This window comes from Dermatophilus congolensis, assembly GCF_900447215.1.
Taxonomy (GTDB): domain Bacteria; phylum Actinomycetota; class Actinomycetes; order Actinomycetales; family Dermatophilaceae; genus Dermatophilus; species Dermatophilus congolensis_A.
This window is the reverse complement of sequence record NZ_UFYA01000001.1, coordinates 1,382,442-1,408,646: the sequence shown is the minus strand read 5'-3', so window position 1 is coordinate 1,408,646 and position 26,205 is coordinate 1,382,442. Positions and strand designations below refer to the sequence as shown.

Below are 26,205 nucleotides of genomic sequence, written 5' to 3'. Positions count from 1 at the left end.
GACGGCCCAAGCGGACGGCACCTCGCTCCTACCGCACCACGCATACAGCGAAACGCGGAAGGAACGAAACGATAAACCGAACAATCTACCGGCGGCGCGAAGCCAAAGTGACCCACGTCCACACGGTCGTCCGGAACACGCCTGAAGAATCAGTGCAGACAGGGCGGCCACACGTGGGGCCGCCGGAAACACGCTTCACGAAGGGGCCTTACGTGACCGAGTTCATTCCTCCGGCAAAGCCGCTGATCGGCGATGAGGAGCGCGCTGCCGTCGATGCAGTGATGCGCAGCGGCATGCTGGCTCAAGGGCCGCAGGTAAAGGCATTCGAAGAGGAGTTCTCCGAGCACTTCGGTCTCGGACGCGCATGCGTGGCCGTGAACTCCGGCACCTCCGGCCTCCACCTCGGACTCCTCGCAGCAGGTGTAGGTCCCGGCGACGAGGTGATCGTCCCCTCCTTCACCTTCGCAGCCACCGCGAACTCCGTGGCCCTGACCGGAGCCACCCCCGTCTTCGCCGACATCGAACCAGGAAGCTTCTGCCTCAGCGCCGAGTCGGTTGAATCAGCCATCACCGACAAAACCGTCGGCATCATGCCCGTCCACCTGTACGGCCACCCCGCCGACATGGTCGCTCTTCAAGCCGTCGCCGACAAACACGGCATCAAAATCTTCGAAGACGCAGCCCAAGCTCACGGCGCATCCCTCCACGGCACCCCCGTCGGCGCATTCGGCGCATTCGCGATGTTCTCGCTTTACCCCACCAAGAACATGACCTCCGGCGAAGGCGGCATGGTCTCAGCGGCCGACGAAAACATCGAGCACAACCTGCGCCTCTACCGCAACCAAGGAATGCTGCAGCAGTACCACAACGAAGTCGTCGGCATGAACTACCGCATGACCGATATTCACGCAGCCATCGGCCGTGTCCAGCTCACCAAAGTCGACGCCTGGACCAAAACCCGCCAAGAAAACGCTGCATTCCTCTCCAGCAACCTACGCGGAGTCACCCCACCACCAGTTGCCGAAGGCGCCGTACACGTTTACCACCAGTACACGATCCGCATCCCCGAAGGCCGCGACGAATTCGCCCAAGCCCTCAAAGACGAATACAGCATCGGCTCAGGCATGTTCTACCCCGTGCCCAACCACCGCCTCAAACCATTTGCTGCAGCAGGCCGCACCGCAGGCGACCTGGTTGAAACCGAACGCGCCGCCAAGGAGTGCCTCTCCCTACCGGTCCACCCCAGCGTGGACCGCGCCGGACTTGAGCGCATCGTCACCGCAGTCAACACCCTCGCCAAGGCAGGTGCATAAATATGGCAAACCTCCGCGCAGGCCTCATCGGCCTCGGCATGATGGGCCGCCACCACGGACGCGTCCTGGCAGGACTTGACGGCGTCGACCTCGTCGCCGTCGCCGACCCCAACGGCGACCCCCACGACATCGCCCAAGGGCGCCCCCTCGTCAACAGCATCGAGGAACTCCTCGCCCACAACCTCGACTACTGCATGGTCGCGGTCCCCACCGTCTACCACCTAGAAATCGGACTCGCCCTGGCCGAAGCTGGGGTCCACGCCCTCATCGAAAAACCCCTCGCCCAAGACACCTCCTCGGCCCAAAAGCTCGTCGACGCATTCGACAAAGCAGGACTCATCGGCGCCACCGGACATATCGAGCGCTACAACCCCGCCCTGCAACAAGCCAAAGCCCGCATCGAAGCAGGCGACCTCGGCGACGTGTACCAAATCGTCACCCGCCGCCAAGGCCCCTTCCCCGCCCGCATCGCCGATGTCGGTGTCGTCAAAGACCTCGGCACCCACGACATCGACCTCACCAGCTGGCTGCGCTCCAGCGCCTACACCTCCGTCGGCGCCCGCACCGCCTTCCGCTCCGGACGCGAATACGAAGACATGGTTCTCATGAACGGTCTACTTGCCGACGGAACCATCACCCAACACACCGTGAACTGGCTCTCACCATTCAAAGAACGCATCACCTTCATCACCGGCGAAAAAGGTGCCTTCATCGCCGACACCCTCACCGCTGAACTGGCCTTCCACGCTAACGGCAACGTCACCTCCGAATGGCAAGGCCTAGCCCAATTCAAAGGTGTCTCCGAAGGCGACTACACCCGATTCGCAATCTCCAAACGAGAACCACTCCTCGTCGAGCACGAAAACTTCCGCGACGCAGTCCTAGGAAAAGACTCCGACATCGTCACCCTCGAACAAGGCATGCGTAACGTCAAAGTCGCCGAAGCAGCCATCGAATCAGCCAAAACAGGTCAAACCATCGACCTCTAACCCACAACAGGGCTAAGCAACACGCCCCCAACACAATTTTACAGGGCCGGCACCGATCAGCACGATCAGTGCCGGCCCTCCTGCACCCCCACCACCCCTCACACACCCCCCAGCGCAGCCGATAGGCGGACACCACTGCCCGCCGCGCCTCGTCCTGAACACCCGAGCGAGACGCCCGCCCGCCCGGAGAATCATGCGCACCACACTCGCCCTAGCCCTAGCCGCCGCCCTCATCACCACCCCCATCCCCGCCACCGCCACCCACGGCGACCACACCGGCAACCCCGACACCTATGCAGGCACCCCCATGCCACCACCACACACCCCCACCAGCGCACACACCCCCACCAGCGCACACACCCCCATCACCACCACAAAAAACACCCAAATCACCAACCCAACCAGTTCCGCCCCCCTCCCAACCACCATCGACATTCAACCCAGCTACATCCCCCAAATCTCCTGCGATCCCATCGACCGCCCAGGAACCCTCGCCCTAGGCAACCTCCTGGTCAACACCTACAAAACCGGCTACGTCGGCTACTCCCGCTTCTGCTCCGAAGGCGGAACCAGCGAACACTACGACGGACGCGCCCTGGACTGGATGCTCGATGCCACCAACCCCACCCAAAAAACCATCGGCGACACCGCAGCCACCTGGCTCACCGCCAACAACGGCGAAAACGCCCGCCGCCTAGGCATCCAATACATCATCTGGAATGCCACCATGTGGCGCGCATACGCCCCCGAACGCGGCTGGGCCACCTACACCGGACCAAACCCCCACACCGACCACATCCACATCTCCCTCACCTGGGACGGAGCCAACCGGCGCACCAGCTGGTGGACCGGAACCGCCATCACCAGCCTGGACTTAGGCCCTTGCCGAGCAACCACAGGAAACCCCTGGGCCCTCCTCTATACCGGCAAACGCACCACCCCCTGCCCAACCCCAACCCCCGGGCCCAGCACCACCAAAACCACCTGGGTCCCCGGCAACACCAGCCCCCAAATCACTGAAGCCCAAAAACTCCTCGGCATCACCGCCGACGGCAAATTCGGTTACGCAACCCGCAACGCCATCATCGCCTACCAAAAACGCACCTCAATTCCCATCACTGGAGTCCTAGACCAATCCACTTGGGCCGCCCTAGACCCCAGCTCACTCACCACCACACCCACTCCAGCTCCGGCACCAACGCCAGCACCCTCACCCTCGCCCAGCCAAACCCCCAGCACCATCACCACCCCCGCCACCGCCTACCGCACCACCACCCTGCGCCCAGGCTCACGCGGCCCCGCCGTCAAAGCACTCCAAACCCTCCTACGCATCCCCACCACCAGCACATACGACCCACGCACCACCAACGCAGTCAAAACCCTCCAAAAAAAGTGGAAACTCCCCGCCACCGGCACCACCAACCTCAAAACCTGGAACCGCGCCGAACTCAACCGCTACCCCTGGCTCCCATACACAGGTACCACCCTGCGCCCAGGCTCACGCGGCCCCGCCGTCAAAGCACTCCAAACCCTCCTACGCATCCCCGCCGACGGCATCTTCGGCCCCGCAACCCGCAACGCCCTCACCACCACCCAAAAGAAACTCCGCACCCCCCAAACCGGTATCACCGACCCCACAACCTGGAAGGCATTCATACGCCTCTAAACCCCAGGTAAGGTCAAACACGTAACCACCCACCCGAACACCACCCCACACCACACACCACTGACACACACGCAAAAAAATACGATGGCCCCGGTGGGGGGGACCGGGGCCATCGAAGGTCGTCCAACCGGGGGGGAGGTTGGCCAACCACAAACAACTCTACGGACCTATCACCAGATTCCCACCCAACATACGGATGGGGTCGGTACGTATTAGGTCAAGGAATAGTCATGGACACCACAAGCCATCAACACAACACACACCCCATCACCCTCATCGGAATCGGCGCCGACGGATGGGACAGCCTCACCCCCCACGCACAGCACACCCTCCACACAGCCACCACCATCATCGGTGCCCCCCGCCAACTCGACCTCCTCCCCGCCACCATCACCGCCCAACACATCCCCTGGGGAAAACCCCTACGCCCCTCTATCCGCCCCCTCATCCGCCAACACGCCCCCAACAACAACCTCGCCATCCTCGCCAGCGGCGACCCCTGGCACTACGGCATCGGCCACGCCCTCACCGAAGAACTCACCCACGAAACCCACGACACCGGCACCCACTACCCCCTCACCACCATCCCCACCACCTCATCCATGGCACTAGCCTGCGCCCGCATGCAATGGCCCGCCGAAACCGTCACCATCATCACCACCGTCGGCCGCGACACCCACACCCTCAACCGCCACCTACACCCCAATACCCGCATCCTCACACTCATTCCACGCGGCACCACCATCATCGACCTGGCAAAACACCTCACCAACCACGGCTACCACAACGCTGAACTCACCCTCCTCAGCGACCTAGGTACCCCCAAAGAAACCCACACCACCGCCACCGCCACCGCCTGGACCACCCACCACACCAACCTGCCCACCCTCGCCATCGCCGCCATCAACACCAACACCCCCACCACCAACCCCAACCCACGCCACCCCGGACTCGTCCCAGGCCTACCCGACGAAACCTTCACCACCGACGGCCAACTCACCAAATGGGAAACCCGAGCCATCACCCTCGCCGCCCTGGCCCCACGCCCCCACGAACTCCTCTGGGACATCGGCAGCGGCACCGGAACCATTGCCCTCGAATGGTGCCTAACCCACCCCACCACCCACGCCATCTCCATCGAAACCCGCCCCGACCGCACCGCCAACATCACCACTAACGCCCACAACCTCGGCGTCAACACCACCCTGCAAACCATCACCGGCCATGCACCCGAAGCACTCCACGACCTACCCCAACCCAACGCCATCTTCATCGGCGGCGGCGCAACCACCCCCCAACTCCTCGAAACATGCTGGAACGCCCTCCCACCCGGAGGCCGCATCGTCGCCAATGCAGTCACCATCGAAACCGAAAACCGCCTCATCAACGCCCACACCACCTGGGGCGGCGAACTAGGCCACATACAAATCAGCCGCGCACAACCCATCGGCACCTACACCTCATGGACCCCAGCGCGCCCCGTCACCCAATGGCGAGCACGCAAACCCCACCTCATCAACGAAGGAACAACCCGATGAGCACCCCCCACCTCCTCCTCCTCGGCGGAACCACCGAATCCCGTCTCCTCGCAAACGAACTCGCCGACGCATTCCCCGGCTGGCACATCACCAACTCACTCGCCGGCCGCACCCACACCACCCACAACCTTCCCGGCGACACCCGCACCGGAGGATTCGGCGGTCCCGAAAACATGGCCACCTGGCTACGCGAAAACGGAATCAGCGCCATCATCGACGCAACCCACCCCTTCGCCAACACCATCACCACCAACACCATCACCGCAGCCCGCACCGCCATCCCCGGACACGAAATCCCCTACCTACGCCTCCAACGCCCCCAATGGGATCCCCACCCCGGCGACAACTGGCACACCGCAACCACCCCCACCGACGCCGCCCAACACATCGACACACTCGGCACCCGCGCCCTCATCACCACCGGACGCCGCGACCTCGCCGCATTCACACACGTCAAAGCGCACTGCCTCATCCGCACCATCGAACCCCCCACCGAACCTCTCCCCACCAGCCACGAACTCATCCTCGACCGCGGCCCCTACACCCTCGAGGGCGAAACCACCCTCATCAACAACCACCACATCGACGTCCTCGTCACCAAAAACTCCGGAGGCGCCGCCACCGCCCCCAAACTCCAAGCAGCCCGCAACGCCGGCATCCCCGTCATCATGATCCAACGCCCCACCCTCCCCGACGACATAGATATTGCCGAATCCCTCCCCGAAGCCCTCCTCTGGCTCGCCCGCATCAACGCCCGCCCCACCACCCACCAACAACCCCCCACCCCCACAACAACCACCAACACACACAGCTCCACCGCACATACCATCCACCAACTCCGATGGCCCTGGACCGGCGCCCTCGACGACGTTGCCCACGCCCTGGACAACCACCAACCAGTAGATCTCGACAACCCCACCAACTGGCCCCTACCCCCACTCGGCGACACCCTCGCCACCAACCATCAACACATCGCAGCACGACTCATCGTCACCGACATGGACCCCCTCGCCGCCATGCAATTCGGCACCGACACCCCCACCCTCATCCTCACCCCGCCCAGCCTCATCATCGGCGTCGGTGGTGGCAGCAGCATCAACGCCCGCGACATCCTCAAACACCTACGCGAAATCATGTCAGCCAACCTCCTGGCCTCCGGCGCCATCGCCACCCTCGTTAGCATCGACCGCAACGGAAAATACGGACTCCTCACCGAAACCGCACTCCTACTCGAACACCTCGAAAAAAACCACCGCCACGAAATCGGCGTCAAGGTCTACGACCCCCACACCCTCGCCCAACACGACACCCCTAACCCCAACCCTCACGTCGCAGACCTCACCGGCACCCCCTCCGTCGCAGAAGCCGCAGTCCTAGCCACCGGAGCCCGCCTCATCATCCCCAAACACATCGCCAATCACTCACACGGATCCAGCACCATCGCCATCGGCCGTATCACCCCATAACCTCACACCCCCTCACGAAAGGACCACCATGACTGTCCACTTCATCGGAGCAGGCCCCGGCGCCGCCGACTTCATCACCCTCCGCGGCCTACGCATCATCCAAAACAGCCCCGTCTGCCTCTATGCAGGAACCCTTATCCCCAAAGAACTCCTCGAACACTGCCCTGATGGCGCTCGACTTATCGACACCTCCACCCTCGACCTCGAAGGCATCATCAACGAGTGCCAAAAAGCGCACAGCGAAGGCCACGATGTTGCCCGCCTAGCCTCCGGTGACCTATCCATCTACTCCGCAGTTGCCGAGCAAATCCGACGACTCCAAGCTGTCGGCATCGACTACACAATGACTCCCGGTGTCCCGGCCTTCGCAGCAGCAGCCGCCACCCTCGGACACGAACTCACTGTGCCCGAAGTTGGTCAAACCGTCATTCTCACCCGCATCTCACGCAGCGCCACCGCCATGCCACCAGGGGAGAACCTCGCCACTCTAGGGGCAAGCCGAGCCCTTCTTGTCCTGCACCTAGCCACCGCGCACATCGACGATGTCGTCGCTGAATTGCTTCCCAACTACGGGCCAGATTGCCCCGCCGCCGTCGTTGCCCTCGCTAGCCGACCCGATGAAATTGTGTTGCGCGGCCAACTGGACAACATCGCTGCCGCAACAAAAGAAGCTGGCATCCGCCGAACAGCAGTAATCCTGGTCGGACAAGCCCTCAGCGCTAAAGAATTCCCAGACAGCCACTTGTACTCAATGGCGTGTGCTGCTGAACGACGCGCCGAAGGAGTCCCCGCCCCCATAGCGGGGCTGCCTCGGTAAAGCCCACCTGGGCAGCCCCGCCATGTCACTGTTGCGGATAAGTGCGGGGAGTCCAGAGCACGCGCTGAGTGCCGTCTTCACACGCTGCGCCGGTGCTCCTGCCCCCAGGGGCTATACGCGTGCTCAAACGTGTCTGGTTTGATCCAATAATGAGTGCGGTGCGCATGTCTACGGTGTCTGGGTCAAGGTCGCCCAATGTTGTGACTGTGACTTTTTCAGACTCAGAGCCCACCGCGCGGGCAACAACGACGGGGGTTGTTTCGGCTCGGAAAGTACGTAGGTCATCGATAATGGAGCGCAGCTGCCAGGTGCGTTCTTTGCTTGCGGGGTTGTAGAGAGCAATAACAAGGTCCGTTTGCGCAGCTGCTCGGACTCGCTCACGGATCACCTCAAACGGTTTGAGCCGGTCAGACAATGAGATGGTCGCGAAGTCGTGGCCAATGGGAGCACCGACACTTGCAGCCACAGCCGCAGCAGCAGTGATTCCAGGCAGAACCCGCACAGGGATGTGGCGATAGCGTTCTTGATCAGCTGCCTCGAGAACAGCGGTAGCCATCGCGAAGATACCTGCGTCACCTGAAGAGACGACGGCTACGCGGTGGCCACGTAGTGCGAGGTCCAGAGCGAATTCTGCGCGCTCTAGCTCAACTTTATTGTCAGATAGATGTCGGGTAAGACCAGGGCGTTCTGGGACGCGTTTGACATATGTGGTGTAACCGATGATGTCAGTGGCTTGGGCTAGCGCTGCTGTGACTTGAGGGGAGCGCCACATTGCTCCGGCAGGCCCTAAGCCGCAGACATCCACGTACCCGATACAAGAGCTTTCTTTCTGACTGGGAGGTGCGGGTACAGGCATCCATTCGGCTGCTCCGACACGGCTGGGAATGACAGCTAGAGAGAAGTAGGGAACATTGTCGGGGTTGACGTCTGCTAGAGGCGTGACGACTTCGCGTTCGTCATGGCTGACGCGTTCGACGTACCAAGCCTCGTTAAGGCGCCCGGCTGTGGTGAGGGCTTGACGCACGGAGGTGAAGGTGCGACCCAGTTTCATGATGACTGCGCAGTCGGCGGTGGCTAGGCGAGCGGCCAGCTCATCAGTGGGTAGGGTTCCGGGCAGGATGGTGAGCGTTTCGGTGGCTTCGACGAGGGGGCGTCCAAGGGCGGTGGCTACAGCTGTTATGGAGCTGATGCCGGGGATGACCTGGGTGGGGTAGGTGTGTGCCAGGCGTTCGTGTAGGTGTTGGAAGGAGCTATAGAGGAAAGGGTCTCCTTCGGCGAGGACGGCGACTGTGCGGCCAGCGTCGAGGTGGGTGGCGATGAGGTGGGTGGCTTCGGTGTAGAAGTCGTTGATTGCCCCGGTGTATCCGCCGGGGTGGCTGGTGGTTCCGGTTGTGATGGGGTAGGTGAGGGGGAGTTCGATGTGGTGGGAGTGGATATGGTCTGCGGCGGTGGCGCGGGCGTTGGAAGAGCCTGGTTTGGCTTCGTGGTAGGCGATAACGTCGGCGTTTTCGATGGCCCGGGCGGCTTTGATGGTGAGTAGTTCGGGGTCGCCGGGGCCTACTCCTACGCCGATGAGTTTTCCGGGGGCGGCCTGGTTCATGTGATGTCTTTCTGCGGTGGAGGTAGGGGTGTCGGTTTGGGGTGGTGGGTTATTCGGCGCTGCTGGCGAGGGCGTTGAGGGCGCCGCAGGTGATGGCGCTGCCGCCGCGGCGGCCGCGGACGATGATGTGGGGGGGGTTGAGGGGGTCGTTGTGGAGGGCTTCTTTGGACTCGATGGCGCCGACGAATCCGACGGGGATGCCCAGGATGAGGGCAGGACGCCAGGGGTTGGTGTGGAGGAGGTTGAGGAGGTGGAAGAGTGCGGTGGGGGCGTTGCCGATGGCGATGACTGCGCCGTCAATGCGTTCGCCCCATAGGTGGATGCCTGCGGCGGTGCGGGTGGTTTCGAGGGTGGCGGCCAGTTCGGGGACGCGTTCGTCGTGGAGGGTGCAGATGATGTCGTTGTTGGCGGGCAGACGGCGGCGGGTGATGCCGCTGGCGACCATGTGGGTGTCGGTGAGGATGGGGGCACCGTTGTTGAGGGCGGTGATGCCTTCGTGGGCGGCGTTGGGGGAGAAGATGATGTCATTGATGAGGTCGGTGGATCCGCAGGAGTGGATCATGCGGACGGCGACGCGTTCTTCCTCGGGGGTGAGGTGGGTGAGGTCGGTTTCGGCGCGGATTGTGGCGAAGGATTCGCGGTAGATGTTGGCGCCGTTGGTTTCGTAGGTGTAGGGAGTTTTGGGAGTGGTCATGGGGTGATTTCCTGTCGTCGGTTGGTGATGTCGGTAGTGAGATTCTCGTCGGTGACGGGGTGTTGGTTGGTGGCGGGGTGTCCAGGGGTGTCGGTGTTGACTAGGGCGGTGGTCCATCCGGTTTCGGTGGCGAGGACTTGGACGTGGTTGGTGGTTGGGCGGCCGCAGCGTCGTGGGCAGGCTGACCAGTGCACGGGGGTGTTGTTGTTACTGGGGGTGTGGTGGGTGACTGCTGCGTATTGGACGTCGGCGAGGGCTGAGGTGCAGCCGGGTAGGCCAGTGCATGTGGTGACGTGGGCTAGGGGTGCGTGGGGGTCGCTGATGAGTCCGAGGGTGGATAGGTGGGTGAGTGCGGTTGTTGCGTGGTGGTGAGTGAGGTTGGCGATGAGGATGGTGCGGGCTGGGCTGGTGCGGATGAGGTTGTCGCCGTGTTCGGCGAGGTCGGCGAAGTGTTGCCAGGTTTCGGCGGGAGCTGCGGCTAGGGGAAGTCGGGTGGCGATGGTGCAGGTGGTGTTGGTGGGGTGGGGGATGAGTCCTAGGGGTGGTGGGGTGGTGTGCGGGGCGGGGGTGTGGGGGGTGTGGTGGGTGAGGAGGTGGCTGATGGTGTTGCGGATGTTGGCGATGAGGGCGGGGGTGTTGGGGTGGTCGGTGAGGCGCCAGCCGCGTTGGTTGTGGGTGTGTGCGGTGGCTAGGTGGGTGTGTGCGGCCAGGGTGAGTGCGGTGGGGGCGTTGGTGCGGTGGGTGACTCCCAGGGGGGTGCCGGCGGCGGTGATGGTCCAGTGGTCGTTGTTGTTGGCGGTGAGGGCTAGGTCGGGTTCGAGGGCGAGGGTATCGCCGCGACCGTCGTCGATGCCGAAGAGGAATCGTCCGCTCAGTTGCGCGAGTTCGGGGTCGCTGATGAGGGCGTTGTCGAGGGTGTGGAGGAGGTTGGTGAGGGTTGTTCCGGTGGTGTTTCCGTGTTCGTCGAGCCCAGCGGTGGGGGTGGTGACGATGTTGCGGATGCGTTCGTGGGCGGGGGAGGGCAGGAGCCCGGCGGTGGTGAGGCAGGTGGCGATGTCGGTTTCGGATCCGGTGGGGATGCCACGGATTTCGGCGTTGCCGCGGGCAGTGAGGCGGATGTGGCCGTCGCCGAGGGTGGTGGCTAGGTGGGCGAGGGTGCGGGTGGCTTGGGGAGTGAGGAGTCCGCCGGGGATGCGGATGCGGGCGAGGTCGCCGTCGGCGGCGTGGTGGAGGCGGAGTGCGCCGGGGCAGCGGTCGCCGGTGGGGGTGGTGGGCGCGGTCATGGAAAAAACCCTACTCGGGGAGGGGGGTTTAGTTATTGGTTGGTTGTGTGTTAAGGCGCAGGTGGTGCTGTGGGGGTGTTCTCTTTCACAGGGGTGGGGGGTGTTGTGTTCGTTGCCTGGGTGTGGCGGTGTTTGGTCTGGTTCTGGGGGAGTGTGGGGTGGGGGCTATTTTGGTTGTTGTTGGGTTGTTGTTGAGGAGGTTGTTGTGGTTCGTGGTGTTCCGAGTTGTGTTCCTGATGATGGGTTAACTACGCGTGAGCGGCGGGATCGCGCGGTTTTGGCTGTGAATACGGGGGAGGGGAAGGGGAAGTCCACGGCTGCGTTTGGGATGGCGTTGCGGGCGTGGAATGCAGGTTTGTCGGTGGTGGTGTTTCAGTTTGTGAAGTCGCCGAAGTGGAAGGTGGGTGAGGAGGCGGTGTTACGGCGGTTGGGGCAGCTGAATGAGGAGGATCCGGCGGTGGGGGCGCCGGTTGAGTGGCACAAGATGGGGTCGGGGTGGTCGTGGACGCGTTCCAATAGTGGTGATGTTGAGGTGGAGCAGGCTGAGGTTGCGCGGCAGGGGTGGGTGGAGGTTGCTCGGCGGTTGGGGCAGGAGCAGCACGATTTTTATGTGCTGGATGAGTTCACGTATCCGCTGGATTGGGGATGGGTGGATGTCGATGAGGTGGTGGAGACGTTGCGGGGGCGTCCTGGTAAACAGCATGTGGTTGTGACGGGGCGCAGGGCGCCGGCTGTGTTGGTGGATGCGGCAGATTTAGTGACGGAGATGACGAAGGTGAAGCATCCATTTGATGTTGGTCAGAAGGGGCAGCGCGGGATCGAATGGTGAGGACTCATAGTTTGCCGCGTGTGCTGATTGCGGCGCCTGCTTCTGGTAGTGGCAAGACGATGATCACTACGGGGTTGTTGGCGGCGTTGCATCGTCGTGGGTTGGTGGTTTCTCCACACAAGGTGGGGCCTGATTACATCGATCCGGGGTATCACGAGGCTGCGTGTGCTCGGGTGGGGCGGAATTTGGATGCGCACATGGTGGGTGTGGATCGGATTGTGCCGTTGTTGTTGCATGGTGCGTTGTCGCCGTCGGTGGCTGATGTGGCGGTGATTGAGGGTGTTATGGGGTTGTTTGATGGCGCGTTGGGTAGGGAGGGGTTTGCTTCGTCGGCGCATGTGGCGAAGTTGACTCAGACTCCGGTGATTTTGGTGGTGAATTGTGCGTCGGCGTCGCGCAGTGTGGGGGCGGTGGTGCATGGTTTTGCTTCGTTTGATTCGCAGGTGAGGGTGGCGGGGGTCATTCTTAATAATGTGGCTTCGCCGCGTCATGAGGCGGAGGCGCGGGCTGCGGTGCTTGGGGTGGGTGTTCCGGTGGTGGGGTGTATTCCGCGGTTGCCGGACATTGTGGTGCCGAGTCGGCATTTGGGGTTAATTCCGGCGGCGGAGCGGCGTCCGGAGGCGTTGGCTGCGGTGGATGCGTTGGCGTGTATGGCGCAGCAGCATTTGGATCTTGATGCGATTGTGGAGGTGGCTAAGTCTGCGCCTGAGCTGGAGGGTCAGGTGTGGTCTCCTGGGGCTGCATTGGCCTCTGTTGGGGGTGTTTCTACTGGTAGTGGGGTGCGTGTTGCTGTGGCTGGTGGGGCTGCGTTCACGTTTGGGTATGCAGAGAATGTGGAGTTGTTGGAGGCTGCGGGGGCGCAGGTGGTGTCGTTTGATCCGCTGCGGGATAGAGAGTTACCTGAGGCTGATGCGTTGGTGATTCAGGGTGGTTTCCCAGAGGTGTATGCCTCGGCGTTGGGGGCGAACCGGTCGATGTTGGATGCGGTGCGCAGGTTTGCAGCTTCGGGGGCTCCGGTGGTGGCTGAGTGCGCGGGGATGCTTTATTTGGCGCAGGAGTTGGATGGCACGCAGATGACGGGTGTATTGCCGTTGATTGCCTCGATGCATCCGCGGTTGGTGTTGGGGTATCGGCAGGCTGTGGCTGATTGTGACTCGGTGTTGTCTGCTGCTGGTGATCGTGTGACGGGGCATGTGTTCCATCGCACGCGGGTGGCGCCAGCCCCGGATGCGGGCGTGGTTCCGGGGGCATGGGTGTTGCGTGATCATGCTGATCGGGTCGAGGTTGATGGTGTGGTGTCGGGAAATGTGGTGGCGGGGTATTTGCACACGCATTGGGCTGGTGCGCCGCAGTTCGCGGCTCGTTTGGTGGCGCAAGCGTGTGCATGGCGGGGTGGTGTGCGGTGATTGAGGGGGTGGATTTGCGTCATCACGGTGATGTGGAGGCGCGGGGGGTGTGTTGGGATTTTGCGGTGAATGTTGCGGTGGGGGAGCCTCCGTTGTTTGTGGCCGAGGCGTTGCGGGAGTCTTTGGGTGGGGTGGCTGCGTATCCGGATGAGTTTCCGACGCGACGGGTGGTGGCTGAGCATGTGGGGGTTGATCCGGGGTGTGTGTTGTTGGTGAATGGGGTGGCGGAGGCGTTTGGGTTGGTGGCGCGGCTGCGGTCGTGGCAGCGGGCGTGTGTGGTGCATCCGCAGTTCACTGAGCCGGAGGCGGCGTTGGGGGGTGCGGGGCATCAGGTGGTGCGGCATCTGTTGGATGCTGAGGATGGGTTTGTGCTGCGTGCGGGGAAGGTGGATGAGGGTGCTGATGTGGTGGTGGTGGGGAATCCGACTAATCCGACGTCGGTGTTGCATCCGCGTGGTGAGGTGTTGAGTTTGTTGAGGCCGGGGCGTGTGGTGGTGGTGGATGAGGCGTTTATGGATGTTGCGGTCGGTGTTGGTGGGGTGCGGGGGTCGGAGTCGTTGTTGGTGGATGCTGCACGCACGCAGGGGTTGGTGGTGTTGCGGAGTTTGACGAAGACGTTTGGGTTGGCGGGTGTTCGGGCTGGGTTTGTGGTGGCTGAGCCGGGGTTGGTGGAGCAGTTGCGGCAGGTGCAGTCGCCGTGGTCGGTGAATGTTCCGGCGTTGGCGGCGATGCGTGCGGTGTGTTCGCGGCAGGGGGAGGAGTTTGCGGCGGGGGTGGCTGAGCGGGTGGTGCGGGATCGTGAGGTGTTGGTGCAGGGGTTGCAGCAGCGTGGGTTTGATGTGGTTTCGGGGGCTGCTGGGCCGTTTGTGTTGGTGCGGCATCAGCGGGCGGTGTGGGTGCGTGAGGTGTTGCGGCAGCGAGGGGTGGGGTTGAGGCGTGGGGATACGTTTCCGGGGTTGGGTCCGCAGTGGTTGCGGATTGCTGTGCGGGGGGCTCGGGAGCGTGAGGTGTTGTTTGAGCAGGTTGATGGGTTGGGGCTCAGGGGTGGGTCTAGGGTGGGTTTATGAGTGATTGGGTGTGGAAAGCGTTTGATGATGGTGGCGCTCAGGTGCGGGTTGCTGATGCTGAGGTGCCGTTTGAGTCGCGGGAGGATGCGGAGGCGTGGTTGGGGGAGTCGTGGTTGGGGTTGACGGAGTTGGGGGTGGTGTCGGTGTCGTTGTTGTGTGGGGGTGAGGTTGTGTATGGGCCGATGTCGCTTGAGCAGGAGTGATGTTGGTGGTGCATATGTGTGAAGGGCTGTTTTCCCTTGGTGAGGAAAACAGCCCTTCACAGGTGTGTTGGCAGGTGGCGTGCCCAGTGGTTAGGAGGGGTACTGGCCGCGTTTGACTTGGGGTTTGGGGACGCGTCCTACGCGCATTTGTAGTGCGCGGGTGATGGTGTACCACAGGCCACCTTTGGCTGGTGGTGCGCCGAATTTGGTGGTGACTGCTTTCTTGACTTGGAACCACATCACGGTGACGTCGATGGCTGCTATGAGTACTGCGCCGTAGACGATGCAGTATCCGATTGCCATGATCGTGGGGTGGGTGATGAGTGTGACGGGCAGGCCCAGCACCATGACGATCAAAAGGTATTCAGCAAAGGAGCGGCGTGCGTCGATCCAGTCACGCATGAAGCGGCGCTCGGTTCCGCGGTCGCGGCGGGGTAGGGCCCATTCTTCGCCAGCTTCCATGGCGAGACGGATTTTGTAACGGCGTTCTCGTTCTTCTAGCCGTGATTGCCGTTTGGCGGCTTTACGGTCGGCGGGAACGAGAGGGCGTTTGCGGGCTGCTTCGGCTTGTTTGCGTGTGGGGGTGGGGCGCCCTTTGCCTGTGGATTTGGTGGTGGCAGGCGCGGGTGCTGGATCAACGGTGGACGTGGTTTCCGTGGCGCCGTTGGGCTGGTCGGCGGATTTCTTGCTGGACACCTTGGACACTCTAGCTTGGTGATGTCTTTGAATGGGTGATCTGCGCGGTGGTAGGTGCTGTTGATCTGCAGGGATTGCGGTGTAGGTGATGGTTTTGTGTTGTGGCCAGATGGGGGGGAGGATCTAGGTCAGATGAGGTGCGTTGTCAGTGTTATTGGGGTTCTGGGTGGTGTTGGCGGGGATATTGTTCGGCCATGACGGATACAGAGGCGTTGCGAACCAAAATCGCTGATCTTATGCCAGGTGTACTAGAAGATTTGATGGCGTTGGCGCGGATTCCGAGTGTGTCTGCGTTGCCTGAGCACGATAAAGACGTGCAAGCCAGCGCGGAAGCTGTGGCGGAATTATTGCGTGCTGAAGGCGCTGAGGTGAAGGTGGTTGCTGAGGGCGGTAAGCCTGCGGTGATTGGCCGTGTGGCGGGCCCTGAGCCGGTTGGTGGGAAACGGCCGGCACGGGTGTTGCTGTATGCCCACCATGATGTTCAGCCCGCTGGTGTGGAGTCGCAGTGGGCCAGTGCGCCATTTGAGCCGCAGCAGCGTGGTGAGCGTTTGTATGGTCGCGGTACTGCTGACGATAAAGCTGGTGTGATGGCGCATCTTGCTGCGTTGCGTGCTTTTGGGGGTAAGCCTCCGGTTGAGGTGATTGTGTTTGTGGAGGGTGAGGAGGAGTCTGGCTCGGCGAGTCTTCCTGCCTTGTTGGATAAGTATCGGGATGAGCTTGAGTGCGATGTGATTGTGCTTGCTGATTCGTCGAACTGGGCGGTGGGTACGCCTGCGTTGACGACGTCGTTGCGGGGCAATGTGCGTTTGAAGGTGACGTTGTCGACGTTGGCGCATGGATTGCATTCGGGCATGTTTGGTGGGGTGGTGCCGGATGCGATTACGACGATGTGTCGTCTTTTGGGGACGTTGCATAACGCTGATGGTTCGGTGGCGGTGCCGGGGTTGGTGAGTGAGGAAACTTCGGGGGTGGATTACACCGCGGAGGAGATTCGCCGTGACTCCAGTGTTCTTGATGGTGTAGAGCTGATTGGTAAGGGCACGTTTGCCTCGCGTTTGTGGTTGCAGCCGACGGTGACTGTGGTTGGTTTTGACGCCCCTGCGGTGGAGGGTGCGGCGAATTTGTTGTCGCCTTCGTGTTCGGCGTTGTTGTCGGTGCGGATTGCTCCTGCGCAGGATGCTGCGGCTGCGGCTGCGGCGGTGACGAAGTTCTTGCAGGACAACGCACCTTGGGGGGCTCAGGTTGAGGTTGAGGTTGAGGATGCAGCGCCGGGTTCTGCGTTGCCCGCCTCGGGTCCGATTGTGGAAGCGGCCCGTTCGGCTTTGCGCTCTTCGTGGGGCACTGAGCCGGTGGATGCCGGTATCGGTGGGTCGATTCCGTTTGTGGCCCAGTTCAATGACACCTTCCCGCAGGCAGTGGTGTTGGTGACGGGGGTGGAAGACCCGGATACGCGTGCGCACAGTACTGATGAGGGGCTGCACTTGGGTGATTTTGAGCATGCGTGTGTGGCTGAAGCGCTGATGTTTGAGAAGATCGCGCAGGTGTGGAAGGGCTGATTTGTTCCGCTGCGGGGGAGCGGTTTGGCACCATGTGAAGCGTGCGTGTCTTGTTCGCTCCCTCGCAGTATTCCGGAATGTTGACGGCTGGCCAGGTCGCTGACGCGATGGCTGATGGGTGGTCTCGGCAGGCTCCTGGTGATGTGGTGACGTGTGCCCCGTTGTCTGCTGGTGAGGCTGGTTTCGCCAGTGTGGTGGAGGCGGCTGTTGGTGGGGTTTCGGTGGGGGTGACAGTTGCTGATCCGTTGGGGCGTGATGTGCCTGCGACGGTGTTGTTGGCTGAGGTTGGTGGGGTGCGTACAGGGTTTGTGGAGGCTGCGCAGGCGGCGGGGTTGCATTTGTTGGATGCCGCTGATCGTGACCCGTGTGTGACGAGCACGTTTGGGGTGGGGCAGATGATTGAGGTGGCGGTGGCTGAGGGCGCTTCGCGGGTTGTGGTGGCGTGTGGGGGGACGGGTACGAATGATGCTGGTGCGGGCATGTTGGCTGCTTTGGGGGCGGGGCAGGGGCCTGCGTTGTGTTCAGGTGGGGGCGCGTTGGGTCAGGTTTCGCCAGATGATGTGGCGGGGTTGGAGGCGGTGCGGGACCGTTTGATTGGGGTGGAGTTGGTGGTTGCGGCGGAGGGTGCGTTGCCGTTGTTGGGGTTCAGTGGGGCTTCGGCCACGACTGCGCCGGAGAAGGGCGCTTCGGTGGAGCAGACGCAGGAGTTGGAGCGTTCGTTGGGGCATTTCGTGGATGTGGTGGAGCGGGTTTTGCCGGCGGGGCTTGATTTGTTGACGGGGTTGCCGCGGCGGGTGACGCGGGTTCCTGGGGCGGGGGCTGGTGGTGGCTTGGGGTATGGGCTTGTGGTGTTGGGTGCGCGGGTTGAGGACGCGGTCTCGCATGTGATGGGTTTGTGGGGTATGCGTGAGTTGTTGGGTGGGCATGATTTGGTGGTCACGGGGGAGCGATGTTTTGACGGCCGTTCTGTGCATGCGGGGGTGGTGGTCAGCGTGGCGGCTGCGGCAGCGGAGTTCGCTCTTCCCACAATGGTGTTGGCGGGCCAGGTCGAGGTGGGGCGGCGAGAGTCGATGAGTGCGGGGGTTGCTGCGGTGTATGGGATTGTCGGTAGAGGCGGGGATGTGGCCAGTGTGATGGCTGATCCGGCTTCGGCAATCGCCGATCGTGCGCAGCGTCTAGCTCGCACATGGAGTAGATGATGAGCGTTGCTCAGCGGGTGGAATACCCCTGGGTGGGGCAGTGTTGTTGCTGGCGGGCCTGGCTGTCAGTCTGCGTGGACTGCGGGTAGCCTGAGAATGGACTTCGGTCGCAGGACCGATCAATCGAACGAGAGCACCGCGAGGGTGTGCAGGCTGGTGCCGTCGCTGGTACTTGCTGCCACATCGAGGTCGAGAGGTAGTCACTATGACCGTCCAGAACGAGACCGCCACGCACGGAGTGGTGTTGACTGACGTTGCTGCCGCTAAGGTCAAGAGCCTGCTGGAGCAGGAAGGCCGTGACGATCTGCGTCTGCGCATTGGTGTGCAGCCGGGAGGCTGCTCGGGTTTGATCTATCAGCTGTACTTCGATGAGCGCACCCTTGATGGGGATGCTGTGAAATCTTTCGATGGCGTTGAGCTAGTTGTTGACCGCATGAGCGCTCCGTATTTGGACGGTGCCACGATCGACTTCGCAGACACCATCGAGAAGCAAGGTTTCACTATCGACAACCCGAACGCAGGTAACTCTTGCGCTTGTGGTGACAGCTTCAGCTGATCGCTGGTGTGCGTATTCCCGTGTATGTGCGGGATCGGTGACGGCTGGGTGTGTGCGTGGCGCACAGGCCCAGCCGTTTCGTGTGTGCACGGGGTGGGATGGGGGAGTGTCAGGGCGGCGTTGGTCCGATACCGTGGTGGAGTGCGTATTGCTATCACTGGTTCTCTAGCCCATGACAATCTGCTCACGTTCTCGGGGCGTTTTCACGACTCGTTCGTGGCTGAGCAGCTCGACAAAGTTTCCCTGTCTTTCCTCGCTGACGACTTGCAGGTGCGTCGTGGGGGTGTGGGCGGCAACATTTCTTTCGGTATGGGTGTCCTTGGATTGGAGCCGTACCTGGTGGCGGCCGCCGGTGTTGATTTTGATGACTACCGTGCGTGGCTTGACCGTCACGGCGTGAACACCAAGGGTGTCAAGGTATCGACCGAGCGTCACACCGCTCGTTTCACCTGCACAACGGACCGTGATTCGGCTCAGATCGCAACCTTCTACCCCGGTGCTATGTCTGAGGCGCGTGAGATCGAGCTTGAGCCGATCTCGCAGTCGGTTGGCGGTTTTGACCTGGTTCTTATTGGCCCCAATGACCCGGAGGCGATGGTTCGTCACACTGATGAGTGCCGTTCGCGCGGGATGAAGTTCGCAGCCGACCCCTCGCAGCAGCTTGCCTTTATGGAGGGTGAGGACATCCGCCGCCTCATCGACGGTGCCGAATACTTGTTCACCAATGAGTACGAAGCTCACTTGACCGAACAGAAGACGGGGTGGAGCTCCGAAGAGATTTCCCAGCGGGTTACTACTCGCGTCATTACTCACGGTAAAGATGGCGTGACTATTTCCACCAAGGGCAGCGAGACGATCACAGTGGGCGTTGTCCCTGCGGAGAAAGTTGTTGACCCCACGGGTGTTGGCGACGCCTTCCGGGCTGGGTTCCTGGCGGGACTGCACTGGGGCCTTTCACACGAGCGCTGCGCTCAGACTGGCGCGATGCTTGCCACTCACGTAGTTGAGACAGTCGGCACCCAGGAGTACGAGCACAACCTTGGTAACGCCTTGGAGCGTCTGCGTGCGGCGTACGGCGAGGAAGCTGCCAATGAGATCGGCGCGCACCTGCCTACGTTTGCCTGAGTGAGTTGATGATGTACCTCATGAACGAATTGCTGAGGTACACCCATGATGGATGAGGAAAGTCGGGGTCCGGGGGATCCTGTTTTCCCACCTGTTGTTCCGGAGAGCCGTAGCGGTCTTCCGCCGCTGCGGCTCTCTCCGGAAGACGATCTGGTGGGGGTTGGTGGTGATCTAGACCCGGCGACGTTGTTGCACGCGTACATCAATGGTGTTTTTCCCATGGGGTTAGGGGAGTGCGGGGCCGAGCCGATGGGGTGGTGGTCGCCGTTGCAGCGTGGCGTGCTCCGCCCGGCTGATCTGCGAGTACATCGATCGTTGCGTAAGTCTGCGCGGCATTACACGGTGAGCGTGGATCGTGCTTTTGAGGCGGTGATGCGCAGATGCGCTGACCCGAATCGGCAGGGCCGATGGATCACCGATCACATCGTGGATGCATACGTAGCTCTCCACGAGATGGGGTGGGCTCATTCAGTGGAGGTTTGGTCTAACGGGGATTTAGTAGGTGGCCTCTATGGAGTCAGCATTGGTGGTCTATTTGCTGGCGAATCGATGTTCCACGCAAGCAGAGATGCGTCAAAAGTGGCACTGATGGAATTGGTCGACATTGTTGGCGATGACGGCGATGAGCGACGCCTCATTGACGTCCAGTGGGCTACTGCGCACCTGGCCAGCCTAGGTGTGAGCGAAATAAGCAGGGATGAGTACATAGTGGCAGCACAACAGGCTGTCCAACTGCCCGTCCCGGCAGGGTTCGCTAGCGAATGGGCGAGGCGGCATGTCCAGCACTGTGTGATCTGAAAGAATGCTCTACGACCCCTGTGCAGCAGCCGAAGGGAAGGGTGTAGCGCTTGAGAGGTCGCGTGAGAGGGGCCAAAAGTTCCCAAATTGAGTAATTCCGTTGCTTGTAGGGACACGACCGGCCCCGATCGTGTCGTCGAGCGACGTATGCTTGCAGTCGGTATCGACGTGGCCTAAGTCTCTCATCTGACTTCCAGGTCACACTCAGGGTCGGTTGTGGCTAACTGGGTTCAGGCCGCGTCGTCGCGGCAGGGTCGAGGCCCGATGCTTGCCGATGGATCTGGATGGAAGGTGCACATTGCGCACGCAACAACTCACACCGACGAGGAGCCGTGCCCGGCGGTTGACCACCGCGGTCGGTACGCTCGGCCTGCTCATGGTCGCGCTCACCGCGTGCGGTAAAGGAGACATTTCCACGGGGTGGCTTCCTTACGGCGCCACCACAGGTGCACAACGAGTCACGCAGTTGTGGATCGGTATGTGGATCGCTGCCCTGGCCGTTGGTGCCCTGGTATGGGGTTTGACGATTTACTGCATGATTCGGTTCCGACGTAAAAAAGACGACGTCGGCCTCCCGCCACAGCTGCGGTACAACGTTCCGATCGAGATGCTCTACACCGTAATCCCGGTCATGATGGTCGGGGTGATGTTCTACTTCGTTTACCAGGACGAGCGGGTCCTGTCTGACACCTCGCAGAAGCCCGATGTTGTTATCAACGTCGCTGGTAAGCAGTGGAGCTGGGACTTCAACTACATGGACTCCAACGTCCACGACTCCGGTGTGCAAGCAGACCTGACTGGTAAAGACGGTGTCTCTAAGACTCTCCCGACTCTCTATCTCCCGGTGAACAAGCGCGTCGAGTTCACTTTGACATCGCGTGATGTCATCCACTCGTTCTGGGTCCCGGCTTTCCAGCAAAAGCTCGACATGGTGCCCGGCAACGTCAACAAGTTCCAGGTGACCCCCACCCAAGTGGGCACATTCCAAGGTAAGTGTGCGGAGCTGTGCGGCGCCTACCACGCCACCATGCTTTTCAACGTCAAGGTCGTTCCCCAGGCCGAATATGACGCACACATCGAAAAGCTTCGCGCCGCAGGTAACACCGGGATTCTCGGAACAGATTTGAACCGTCACCCGATGGCCCCGAACCAGCCGTCCATCAACGGAAGGGATTGATCGGATGAGCGCCCTCATCGAACGTACTGAGAGCACACAACAACCGCGTGGCCCTAAGGGTGGTTTGGTGGGCAAAATCCTCACCACCACCGACCACAAGCTACTCGGCATGATGTACTTCGCCACCACGATGTTCTTCTTCTGCTTTGGTGGCCTCCTCGCGCTGGTGATCCGCGCTGAACTGTTCGACCCAGGATTGCAGATCGTGCGCAACCTAGAGCAGTTCAACCAGATGTTCACGATGCACGGCTCGATCATGCTGTTGCTGTTCGCGACTCCTCTCTTCGCTGGTTTCGCGAACGCGTTGCTTCCCTTGCAGATCGGCGCCCCCGATGTAGCGTTCCCCCGCTTGAATGCGCTGGCCTACTGGCTGTACCTCTTCGGCGGCTTGGTCGCTTGCTCTGGCTTCCTTCTGCCTTCGGGGGCCGCGAGCTTCGGCTGGTTTGCTTACACGCCGCTATCGAACGCCACCTACAGCCCCAGCCTGGGCGGCGACCTGTGGATCCTCGGGTTCGCTGTGACCGGTTTCAGCTCGATCATGGGTGCGGTCAACTTCATCACCACCGCCACCTGCATGCGTGCACCGGGCATGACAATGTTCCGGATGCCAGTGTTCAGCTGGACGGTTGTTGTCACCTCGATCCTGGTGTTGATGGCCTTCCCCGTTTTGACTGCGGCCTGGGTCGCTCTTGCTGGTGACCGCATGTTCGGAATGCACATCTACGACCCAGCACACAGCGGTCCCATCCTGTACCAGCACCTGTTCTGGTTCTTCGGACACCCTGAGGTGTACATCCTCGCGCTGCCGTTCTTCGGCATCGTCTCGGAGATCCTTCCGGTCTTCTCCCGTAAACCGATTTTCGGTTACAAGGGCCTGATCTTCGCCACGATCGCTATCGCCGCGTTGTCTGTGACTGTGTGGGCTCACCACATGTACGTCACCGGCCAGGTGCTGCTGCCGTTCTTCTCGATCATGACGATGCTGATCGCCGTTCCTACTGGCGTGAAGTTCTTCAACTGGATCGGCACTTTGTGGGGCGGGTCGCTCACTTTCGAGACGCCGATGCTCTGGACGATCGGCTTCATCGTCACCTTCCTTTTCGGTGGGTTGACCGGTGTTGTGCTCGCCAGCCCAGCATTGGACTTCCACCTCTCGGACAGCTACTTCGTGGTGGCGCACTTCCACTACACGATTTTCGGCACGGTTGTTTTCTCGATGTTCGCTGGCTACTACTTCTGGTGGCCAAAGTTCACAGGAAAGATGCTCGACGAGAAGCTTGGCAAGCTGCACTTCTGGCTGCTGTTCTTCGGGTTCCACGGCACCTTCCTTGTTCAGCACGTCTTGGGTATGCAGAACATGCCTCGCCGTTACGGTGACTACCTCATCGAGGACAACGTCCACCTGCTCAACCAGATTTCCACGGTTGCCTCGTTCGTGCTTGCGATCTCGATGCTTCCCTTCTTCTACAACGTGTGGAAGACCTGGAAGTACGCTCCGAAGGCCACCGTTGATGACCCGTGGGGATACGGTGCGTCGTTGGAGTGGGCAACCTCGTGCCCGCCACCGCGCCACAACTTCGACTCCATTCCCCGGATTCGTTCAGAGCGTCCCGCGTTCGACTTGCACCACCCGCAGGTGGCTGAGGTCGCCTCGCCGGTCGCTGACCGCGAGGTTCTCAGTCAGCTCAGCGGCACCAGCCACAACGACGCGAAGGGTGGTCAGCGATGAGGGAAGTCAGCAATGTCTTCACATTGATGGCAATTTTCTTCCTGCCGATTGCTGTTATCTACACTTTCTGGACCAACGCTACGGGCCAGATTGAGTGGACCGGATCGGTGGCCTTGTGGCTGCTGTGCATCATGAGCCTCATGGGCACGTTCGGGCTGCGCTCGGCAAGCAAGAAGCTAGACGAGGACCCAGCAGACAACCCTCGTGCTGAGATCGCTGAGGCTGCGGGCGACTACGGCTTCTTTAGTCCTGGATCCGGGTGGCCGGTCTTCCTAGCCTTCGGGGCGACCACCGTGTTCGCTGGATTGGCTATCGGATGGTGGATGTTCATCATCGGTGTTGTATTCAGCATTGTTGCTTTGCTCGGATGGTGCTTTGAGTACTTCCGTGGCGATGTGATCTGAGTCAATTTTTCTTCTGAATGGCCGGGATTCCCTCAATTTGTGAGGGATCTCGGCCATTCGTGTTACGGCCTGTGTTTATATACCTGAGGCGGCGATGAAAAAAGGGCTGACCTCGGTATACAAGGGGGAGAGGCACGTCTTTGAATGCCGGGTCTAAGCTCATGAGTTGGCTAGCCTCAGGTAGATCAGACACTGCCGCGTCAAAGCGTGCGTGGTGTCTAACGCACGCTGATGGGGGCTAAGGAGAGGATGACGATTCCTGTGTTCTCAGCGCGTGCCCGCACGCTGACATGGGCTGCAGCGGTGCTCTTGGCCGGAGTAGCTGGATTGAGTTCGTGTAACGGCGGATCGGAAACGACGACGTCTGCTCCGGCAGCTAAAGTCGAATCTTCCGTGAAAGACAAAGCAAAGAATGTCACTCCGATGACTCCTTTGCGGATCACCACCGACGGCAAACTATCGAAGGTGGAAGTCGCCGTTAAAGACAAACCAGGAAAGCTCAGTGGAGCCATTGATCAGACAGGAACGTGGGTCAATAGTGAGCCGCTTTCTTTAGATACCGAATACGTAGTGAGAGCAACTGCCGTCAATGCGGCGGGCGAGTCCACCGAAATCGAGCAAACATTTTCCACAGTCACCCCGAAAGTGGACGCTACCTACACGGTCACCCCCGACGGGTCCACGGTGGGAGTGGGCATGCCAGTGGTGGTGAGGTTTGACAGCCCGGTGGAGACCGACGCGCAACGCGCTGAAGTAGAAAAACGCGTATCTGTGCGAACTTCCACGAAAACAAAAGGCGCATGGGGATGGACTGACCAGTTCACGTTGATGTGGCGCCCTATGTCGTATTGGAAACCGAAAACGAAGGTTTCAGTCAACGCTGACCTGGAAGGCGTTCAGACCGGATCTGGTAAATGGACCCGCAAGAGTAAGAAAGCTGCTTTCACGATCGCGAACAGGGCACGCGTAGTGAAAGTCAACCTCAGTGACCACAACATGAAAGTGGTCGAGAACGGGAAAGTCATAGCGCAGTATCCGATTAGCGCAGGCCGGGAGATCGGTTCTTGGGAAACCCGGTCGGGCACCAAAGTGATCACTGAGCTGCATGAAAGCCTTGTCATGGATGCAGGCACTCTCGGCGTCGGAGCTAACGATCCGAACTATTACAAAACTGAGGTGAAGTACGCAGTGCGTGTCACAAACACGGGAGAGTTTTTCCACTCTGCTCCGTGGTCTGTGTCTGCGCAGGGCTATCGGAACGTCTCGCATGGTTGCGTGAATATGAGTCCTAGGGCAGCAAGAGAGTTCTTTAACAGCACGATCATCGGGGATCCCGCCGAGTTTGTTGGTTCTAGTCGAAAGATGTCCCCAGAAGATGGCATGCCAGTGTGGCTGTACACGTGGAAAGAATGGAAACAGCTCAGTGCACTGGCACCCGCGGAGCCAACGCCTACAGCTAGTAGCTCTACCACACCAGGTCAATAAATAATCGCGGCTCTGACTGTTCCTGCGGCAGGATCAAGTGTGAATGAGTGACAAAAGGGGGAAGTGATGCGGGATGAGCAGCTAGCGGAATTTGTCGAACGTGTGGAGAAGGGGGACGTTGCTGGCGTAGTGGCAGAACTCGGCTCGGCCGTGCCCGAAGACTGGGGCAATGGGTGCAACTGGGATTGGAAAGAGGCCAATAGTGAGCGTTTCGACACGTTCATCCAAACTGTGCTTGCCGCTTCAGGCGCCAAGTTCCCGCCCGAGCTGGTAGCGGAGCTCTTGGGACACTATGAGACTGTGCTGGTCGATCAGCCGGATGCGACAGATCGCGGGCTTGTGATGTTTGGCCGCTACTTTGCGGCGAGGCTGGATGAGGTAACCGAATATGTCACGAGCGAGATGGTTGCTTACTCTAAGTCGCCGGACGCTAGCTGGCCCACAGCGGATTTGGAGGAAATCGCGCGAGACAGCGCGAGGCTTTCCAACCGTCTCGCACGCAGATCGACGGCGGAGTAATCGAGGCTGGCCAGTTGAGTCCCGCATAGCGGTGTCACGTAACGCTAGGACAACAACGCCGTGGCGGGGCCCCGAAGGTCGGGGCCCCGC

25 protein-coding genes are annotated in these 26,205 nt (G+C 61.1%); 20 read left to right on the top strand and 5 right to left on the bottom strand.

Annotated elements, in window-relative coordinates; all coding sequences use genetic code 11:
* Positions 1-212: 212 nt before the first annotated feature.
* The 6 genes from DXZ77_RS06040 (at position 213) to cobM (ending at position 7,789) form a co-directional block, all read left to right on the top strand.
* Positions 213-1,313 carry a DegT/DnrJ/EryC1/StrS family aminotransferase gene (locus tag DXZ77_RS06040; RefSeq protein ID WP_115030724.1) on the top strand — a complete coding sequence of 367 codons (1,101 nt, stop codon included), beginning with the start codon at positions 213-215 and terminating at the stop codon, positions 1,311-1,313.
* Positions 1,314-1,315: 2 nt separating this feature from the next.
* Positions 1,316-2,302, top strand: coding sequence for a Gfo/Idh/MocA family protein (locus DXZ77_RS06035; protein WP_115030723.1), 987 nt, complete (start codon positions 1,316-1,318; stop codon positions 2,300-2,302).
* A 193-nt stretch (positions 2,303-2,495) separates the two neighbouring features.
* Positions 2,496-3,968 carry a peptidoglycan-binding domain-containing protein gene (locus tag DXZ77_RS06030; RefSeq protein WP_115030722.1) on the top strand — a complete coding sequence of 491 codons (1,473 nt, stop codon included), beginning with the start codon at positions 2,496-2,498 and terminating at the stop codon, positions 3,966-3,968.
* Between the two features lie 230 nt (positions 3,969-4,198).
* A complete protein-coding gene (gene cbiE / locus DXZ77_RS06025) occupies positions 4,199-5,506 on the top strand; it encodes a precorrin-6y C5,15-methyltransferase (decarboxylating) subunit CbiE (RefSeq protein ID WP_115030721.1) in 1,308 nt (435 codons plus the stop codon).
* Positions 5,503-6,972, top strand: a complete 1,470-nt coding sequence (locus DXZ77_RS06020; RefSeq protein WP_115030720.1) for a cobalt-precorrin-6A reductase — start codon at positions 5,503-5,505, stop codon at positions 6,970-6,972. The genes cbiE and DXZ77_RS06020 overlap by 4 nt, the downstream gene beginning before the upstream one ends.
* A gap of 28 nt (positions 6,973-7,000) precedes the next feature.
* Entirely contained in the window at positions 7,001-7,789 is a 789-nt protein-coding gene (gene cobM, locus DXZ77_RS06015; protein WP_115030719.1) for a precorrin-4 C(11)-methyltransferase, read from the top strand.
* A gap of 25 nt (positions 7,790-7,814) precedes the next feature.
* Here the strand turns inward: cobM and DXZ77_RS06010 are convergent, their stop codons facing one another.
* Genes DXZ77_RS06010 through DXZ77_RS12405 form a run of 3 tightly spaced genes read right to left on the bottom strand, consistent with a single transcriptional unit; the run spans position 7,815 to position 11,366 of the window.
* Complete coding sequence (locus DXZ77_RS06010) at positions 7,815-9,389, bottom strand: precorrin-2 C(20)-methyltransferase (RefSeq protein ID WP_115030717.1); 1,575 nt, start codon at positions 9,387-9,389, stop codon at positions 7,815-7,817.
* A 49-nt stretch (positions 9,390-9,438) separates the two neighbouring features.
* Positions 9,439-10,083, bottom strand: coding sequence for a precorrin-8X methylmutase (locus DXZ77_RS06005; protein WP_115030715.1), 645 nt, complete (start codon positions 10,081-10,083; stop codon positions 9,439-9,441).
* The gene (locus DXZ77_RS12405) at positions 10,080-11,366 is read right to left on the bottom strand and encodes a ferredoxin-like domain-containing protein (protein ID WP_115030713.1); all 1,287 of its coding nucleotides are present in this window, start codon (positions 11,364-11,366) and stop codon (positions 10,080-10,082) included. The genes DXZ77_RS06005 and DXZ77_RS12405 overlap by 4 nt, the downstream gene beginning before the upstream one ends.
* Between DXZ77_RS12405 and cobO the strand changes: the two genes are divergently transcribed.
* The 4 genes from cobO to DXZ77_RS11760 are packed head-to-tail and all read left to right on the top strand — an operon-like array spanning position 11,365 to position 14,871.
* On the top strand, positions 11,365-12,195 hold the full coding sequence (gene cobO / locus DXZ77_RS05995; RefSeq protein ID WP_220181603.1) for a cob(I)yrinic acid a,c-diamide adenosyltransferase: 831 nt from the start codon (positions 11,365-11,367) through the stop codon (positions 12,193-12,195). The two genes, DXZ77_RS12405 and cobO, sit on opposite strands and share 2 nt — an antisense overlap.
* 20 nt (positions 12,196-12,215) lie before the next feature.
* Complete coding sequence (locus DXZ77_RS05990) at positions 12,216-13,601, top strand: cobyrinic acid a,c-diamide synthase CobB (protein WP_258553314.1); 1,386 nt, start codon at positions 12,216-12,218, stop codon at positions 13,599-13,601.
* A complete protein-coding gene (gene cobC, locus DXZ77_RS05985) occupies positions 13,598-14,668 on the top strand; it encodes an Rv2231c family histidinol phosphate aminotransferase CobC (RefSeq protein ID WP_220181602.1) in 1,071 nt (356 codons plus the stop codon). Before DXZ77_RS05990 ends, cobC begins: the two co-directional genes overlap by 4 nt.
* On the top strand, positions 14,665-14,871 hold the full coding sequence (locus DXZ77_RS11760) for a hypothetical protein (RefSeq protein WP_084440825.1): 207 nt from the start codon (positions 14,665-14,667) through the stop codon (positions 14,869-14,871). Before cobC ends, DXZ77_RS11760 begins: the two co-directional genes overlap by 4 nt.
* Positions 14,872-14,961: 90 nt before the next feature.
* Here DXZ77_RS11760 and DXZ77_RS05975 read toward each other — a convergent pair whose 3' ends face one another.
* On the bottom strand, positions 14,962-15,567 hold the full coding sequence (locus DXZ77_RS05975; protein WP_115030707.1) for a DUF3043 domain-containing protein: 606 nt from the start codon (positions 15,565-15,567) through the stop codon (positions 14,962-14,964).
* A gap of 194 nt (positions 15,568-15,761) precedes the next feature.
* Between DXZ77_RS05975 and DXZ77_RS05970 the strand changes: the two genes are divergently transcribed.
* From DXZ77_RS05970 to DXZ77_RS05935, 8 genes are all read left to right on the top strand, one after another.
* Positions 15,762-17,123, top strand: coding sequence for a dipeptidase (locus tag DXZ77_RS05970; RefSeq protein ID WP_115030705.1), 1,362 nt, complete (start codon positions 15,762-15,764; stop codon positions 17,121-17,123).
* Positions 17,124-17,164: 41 nt separating this feature from the next.
* Positions 17,165-18,322, top strand: a complete 1,158-nt coding sequence (locus DXZ77_RS05965; protein ID WP_115030703.1) for a glycerate kinase — start codon at positions 17,165-17,167, stop codon at positions 18,320-18,322.
* Between the two features lie 205 nt (positions 18,323-18,527).
* Positions 18,528-18,878 carry an iron-sulfur cluster insertion protein ErpA gene (gene erpA / locus DXZ77_RS05960; protein ID WP_028326432.1) on the top strand — a complete coding sequence of 117 codons (351 nt, stop codon included), beginning with the start codon at positions 18,528-18,530 and terminating at the stop codon, positions 18,876-18,878.
* Between the two features lie 141 nt (positions 18,879-19,019).
* The gene (locus DXZ77_RS05955) at positions 19,020-20,003 is read left to right on the top strand and encodes a carbohydrate kinase family protein (RefSeq protein ID WP_115030701.1); all 984 of its coding nucleotides are present in this window, start codon (positions 19,020-19,022) and stop codon (positions 20,001-20,003) included.
* 45 nt (positions 20,004-20,048) lie between these two features.
* Positions 20,049-20,801, top strand: coding sequence for a leucyl/phenylalanyl-tRNA--protein transferase (gene aat, locus DXZ77_RS05950; RefSeq protein ID WP_258553166.1), 753 nt, complete (start codon positions 20,049-20,051; stop codon positions 20,799-20,801).
* 343 nt (positions 20,802-21,144) lie between these two features.
* Positions 21,145-21,978 carry an aa3-type cytochrome oxidase subunit II gene (ctaC, locus tag DXZ77_RS05945; protein WP_442778416.1) on the top strand — a complete coding sequence of 278 codons (834 nt, stop codon included), beginning with the start codon at positions 21,145-21,147 and terminating at the stop codon, positions 21,976-21,978.
* Between the two features lie 4 nt (positions 21,979-21,982).
* Positions 21,983-23,707 (top strand): aa3-type cytochrome oxidase subunit I, encoded by a 1,725-nt coding sequence (ctaD, locus tag DXZ77_RS05940; protein WP_115030697.1) that lies wholly within the window; start codon positions 21,983-21,985, stop codon positions 23,705-23,707.
* On the top strand, positions 23,704-24,111 hold the full coding sequence (locus DXZ77_RS05935) for a cytochrome c oxidase subunit 4 (RefSeq protein WP_115030695.1): 408 nt from the start codon (positions 23,704-23,706) through the stop codon (positions 24,109-24,111). Before ctaD ends, DXZ77_RS05935 begins: the two co-directional genes overlap by 4 nt.
* Positions 24,112-24,329: 218 nt before the next feature.
* Here DXZ77_RS05935 and DXZ77_RS12035 read toward each other — a convergent pair whose 3' ends face one another.
* Positions 24,330-24,530 (bottom strand): hypothetical protein, encoded by a 201-nt coding sequence (locus DXZ77_RS12035; RefSeq protein WP_181816049.1) that lies wholly within the window; start codon positions 24,528-24,530, stop codon positions 24,330-24,332.
* Positions 24,531-24,534: 4 nt separating this feature from the next.
* Between DXZ77_RS12035 and DXZ77_RS05930 the strand changes: the two genes are divergently transcribed.
* Together DXZ77_RS05930 and DXZ77_RS05925 are read left to right on the top strand one after the other, a co-directional pair.
* Complete coding sequence (locus DXZ77_RS05930; RefSeq protein WP_181816048.1) at positions 24,535-25,596, top strand: L,D-transpeptidase; 1,062 nt, start codon at positions 24,535-24,537, stop codon at positions 25,594-25,596.
* A gap of 66 nt (positions 25,597-25,662) precedes the next feature.
* Positions 25,663-26,115 carry a hypothetical protein gene (locus tag DXZ77_RS05925; protein WP_115030691.1) on the top strand — a complete coding sequence of 151 codons (453 nt, stop codon included), beginning with the start codon at positions 25,663-25,665 and terminating at the stop codon, positions 26,113-26,115.
* Positions 26,116-26,205: the final 90 nt, after the last annotated feature.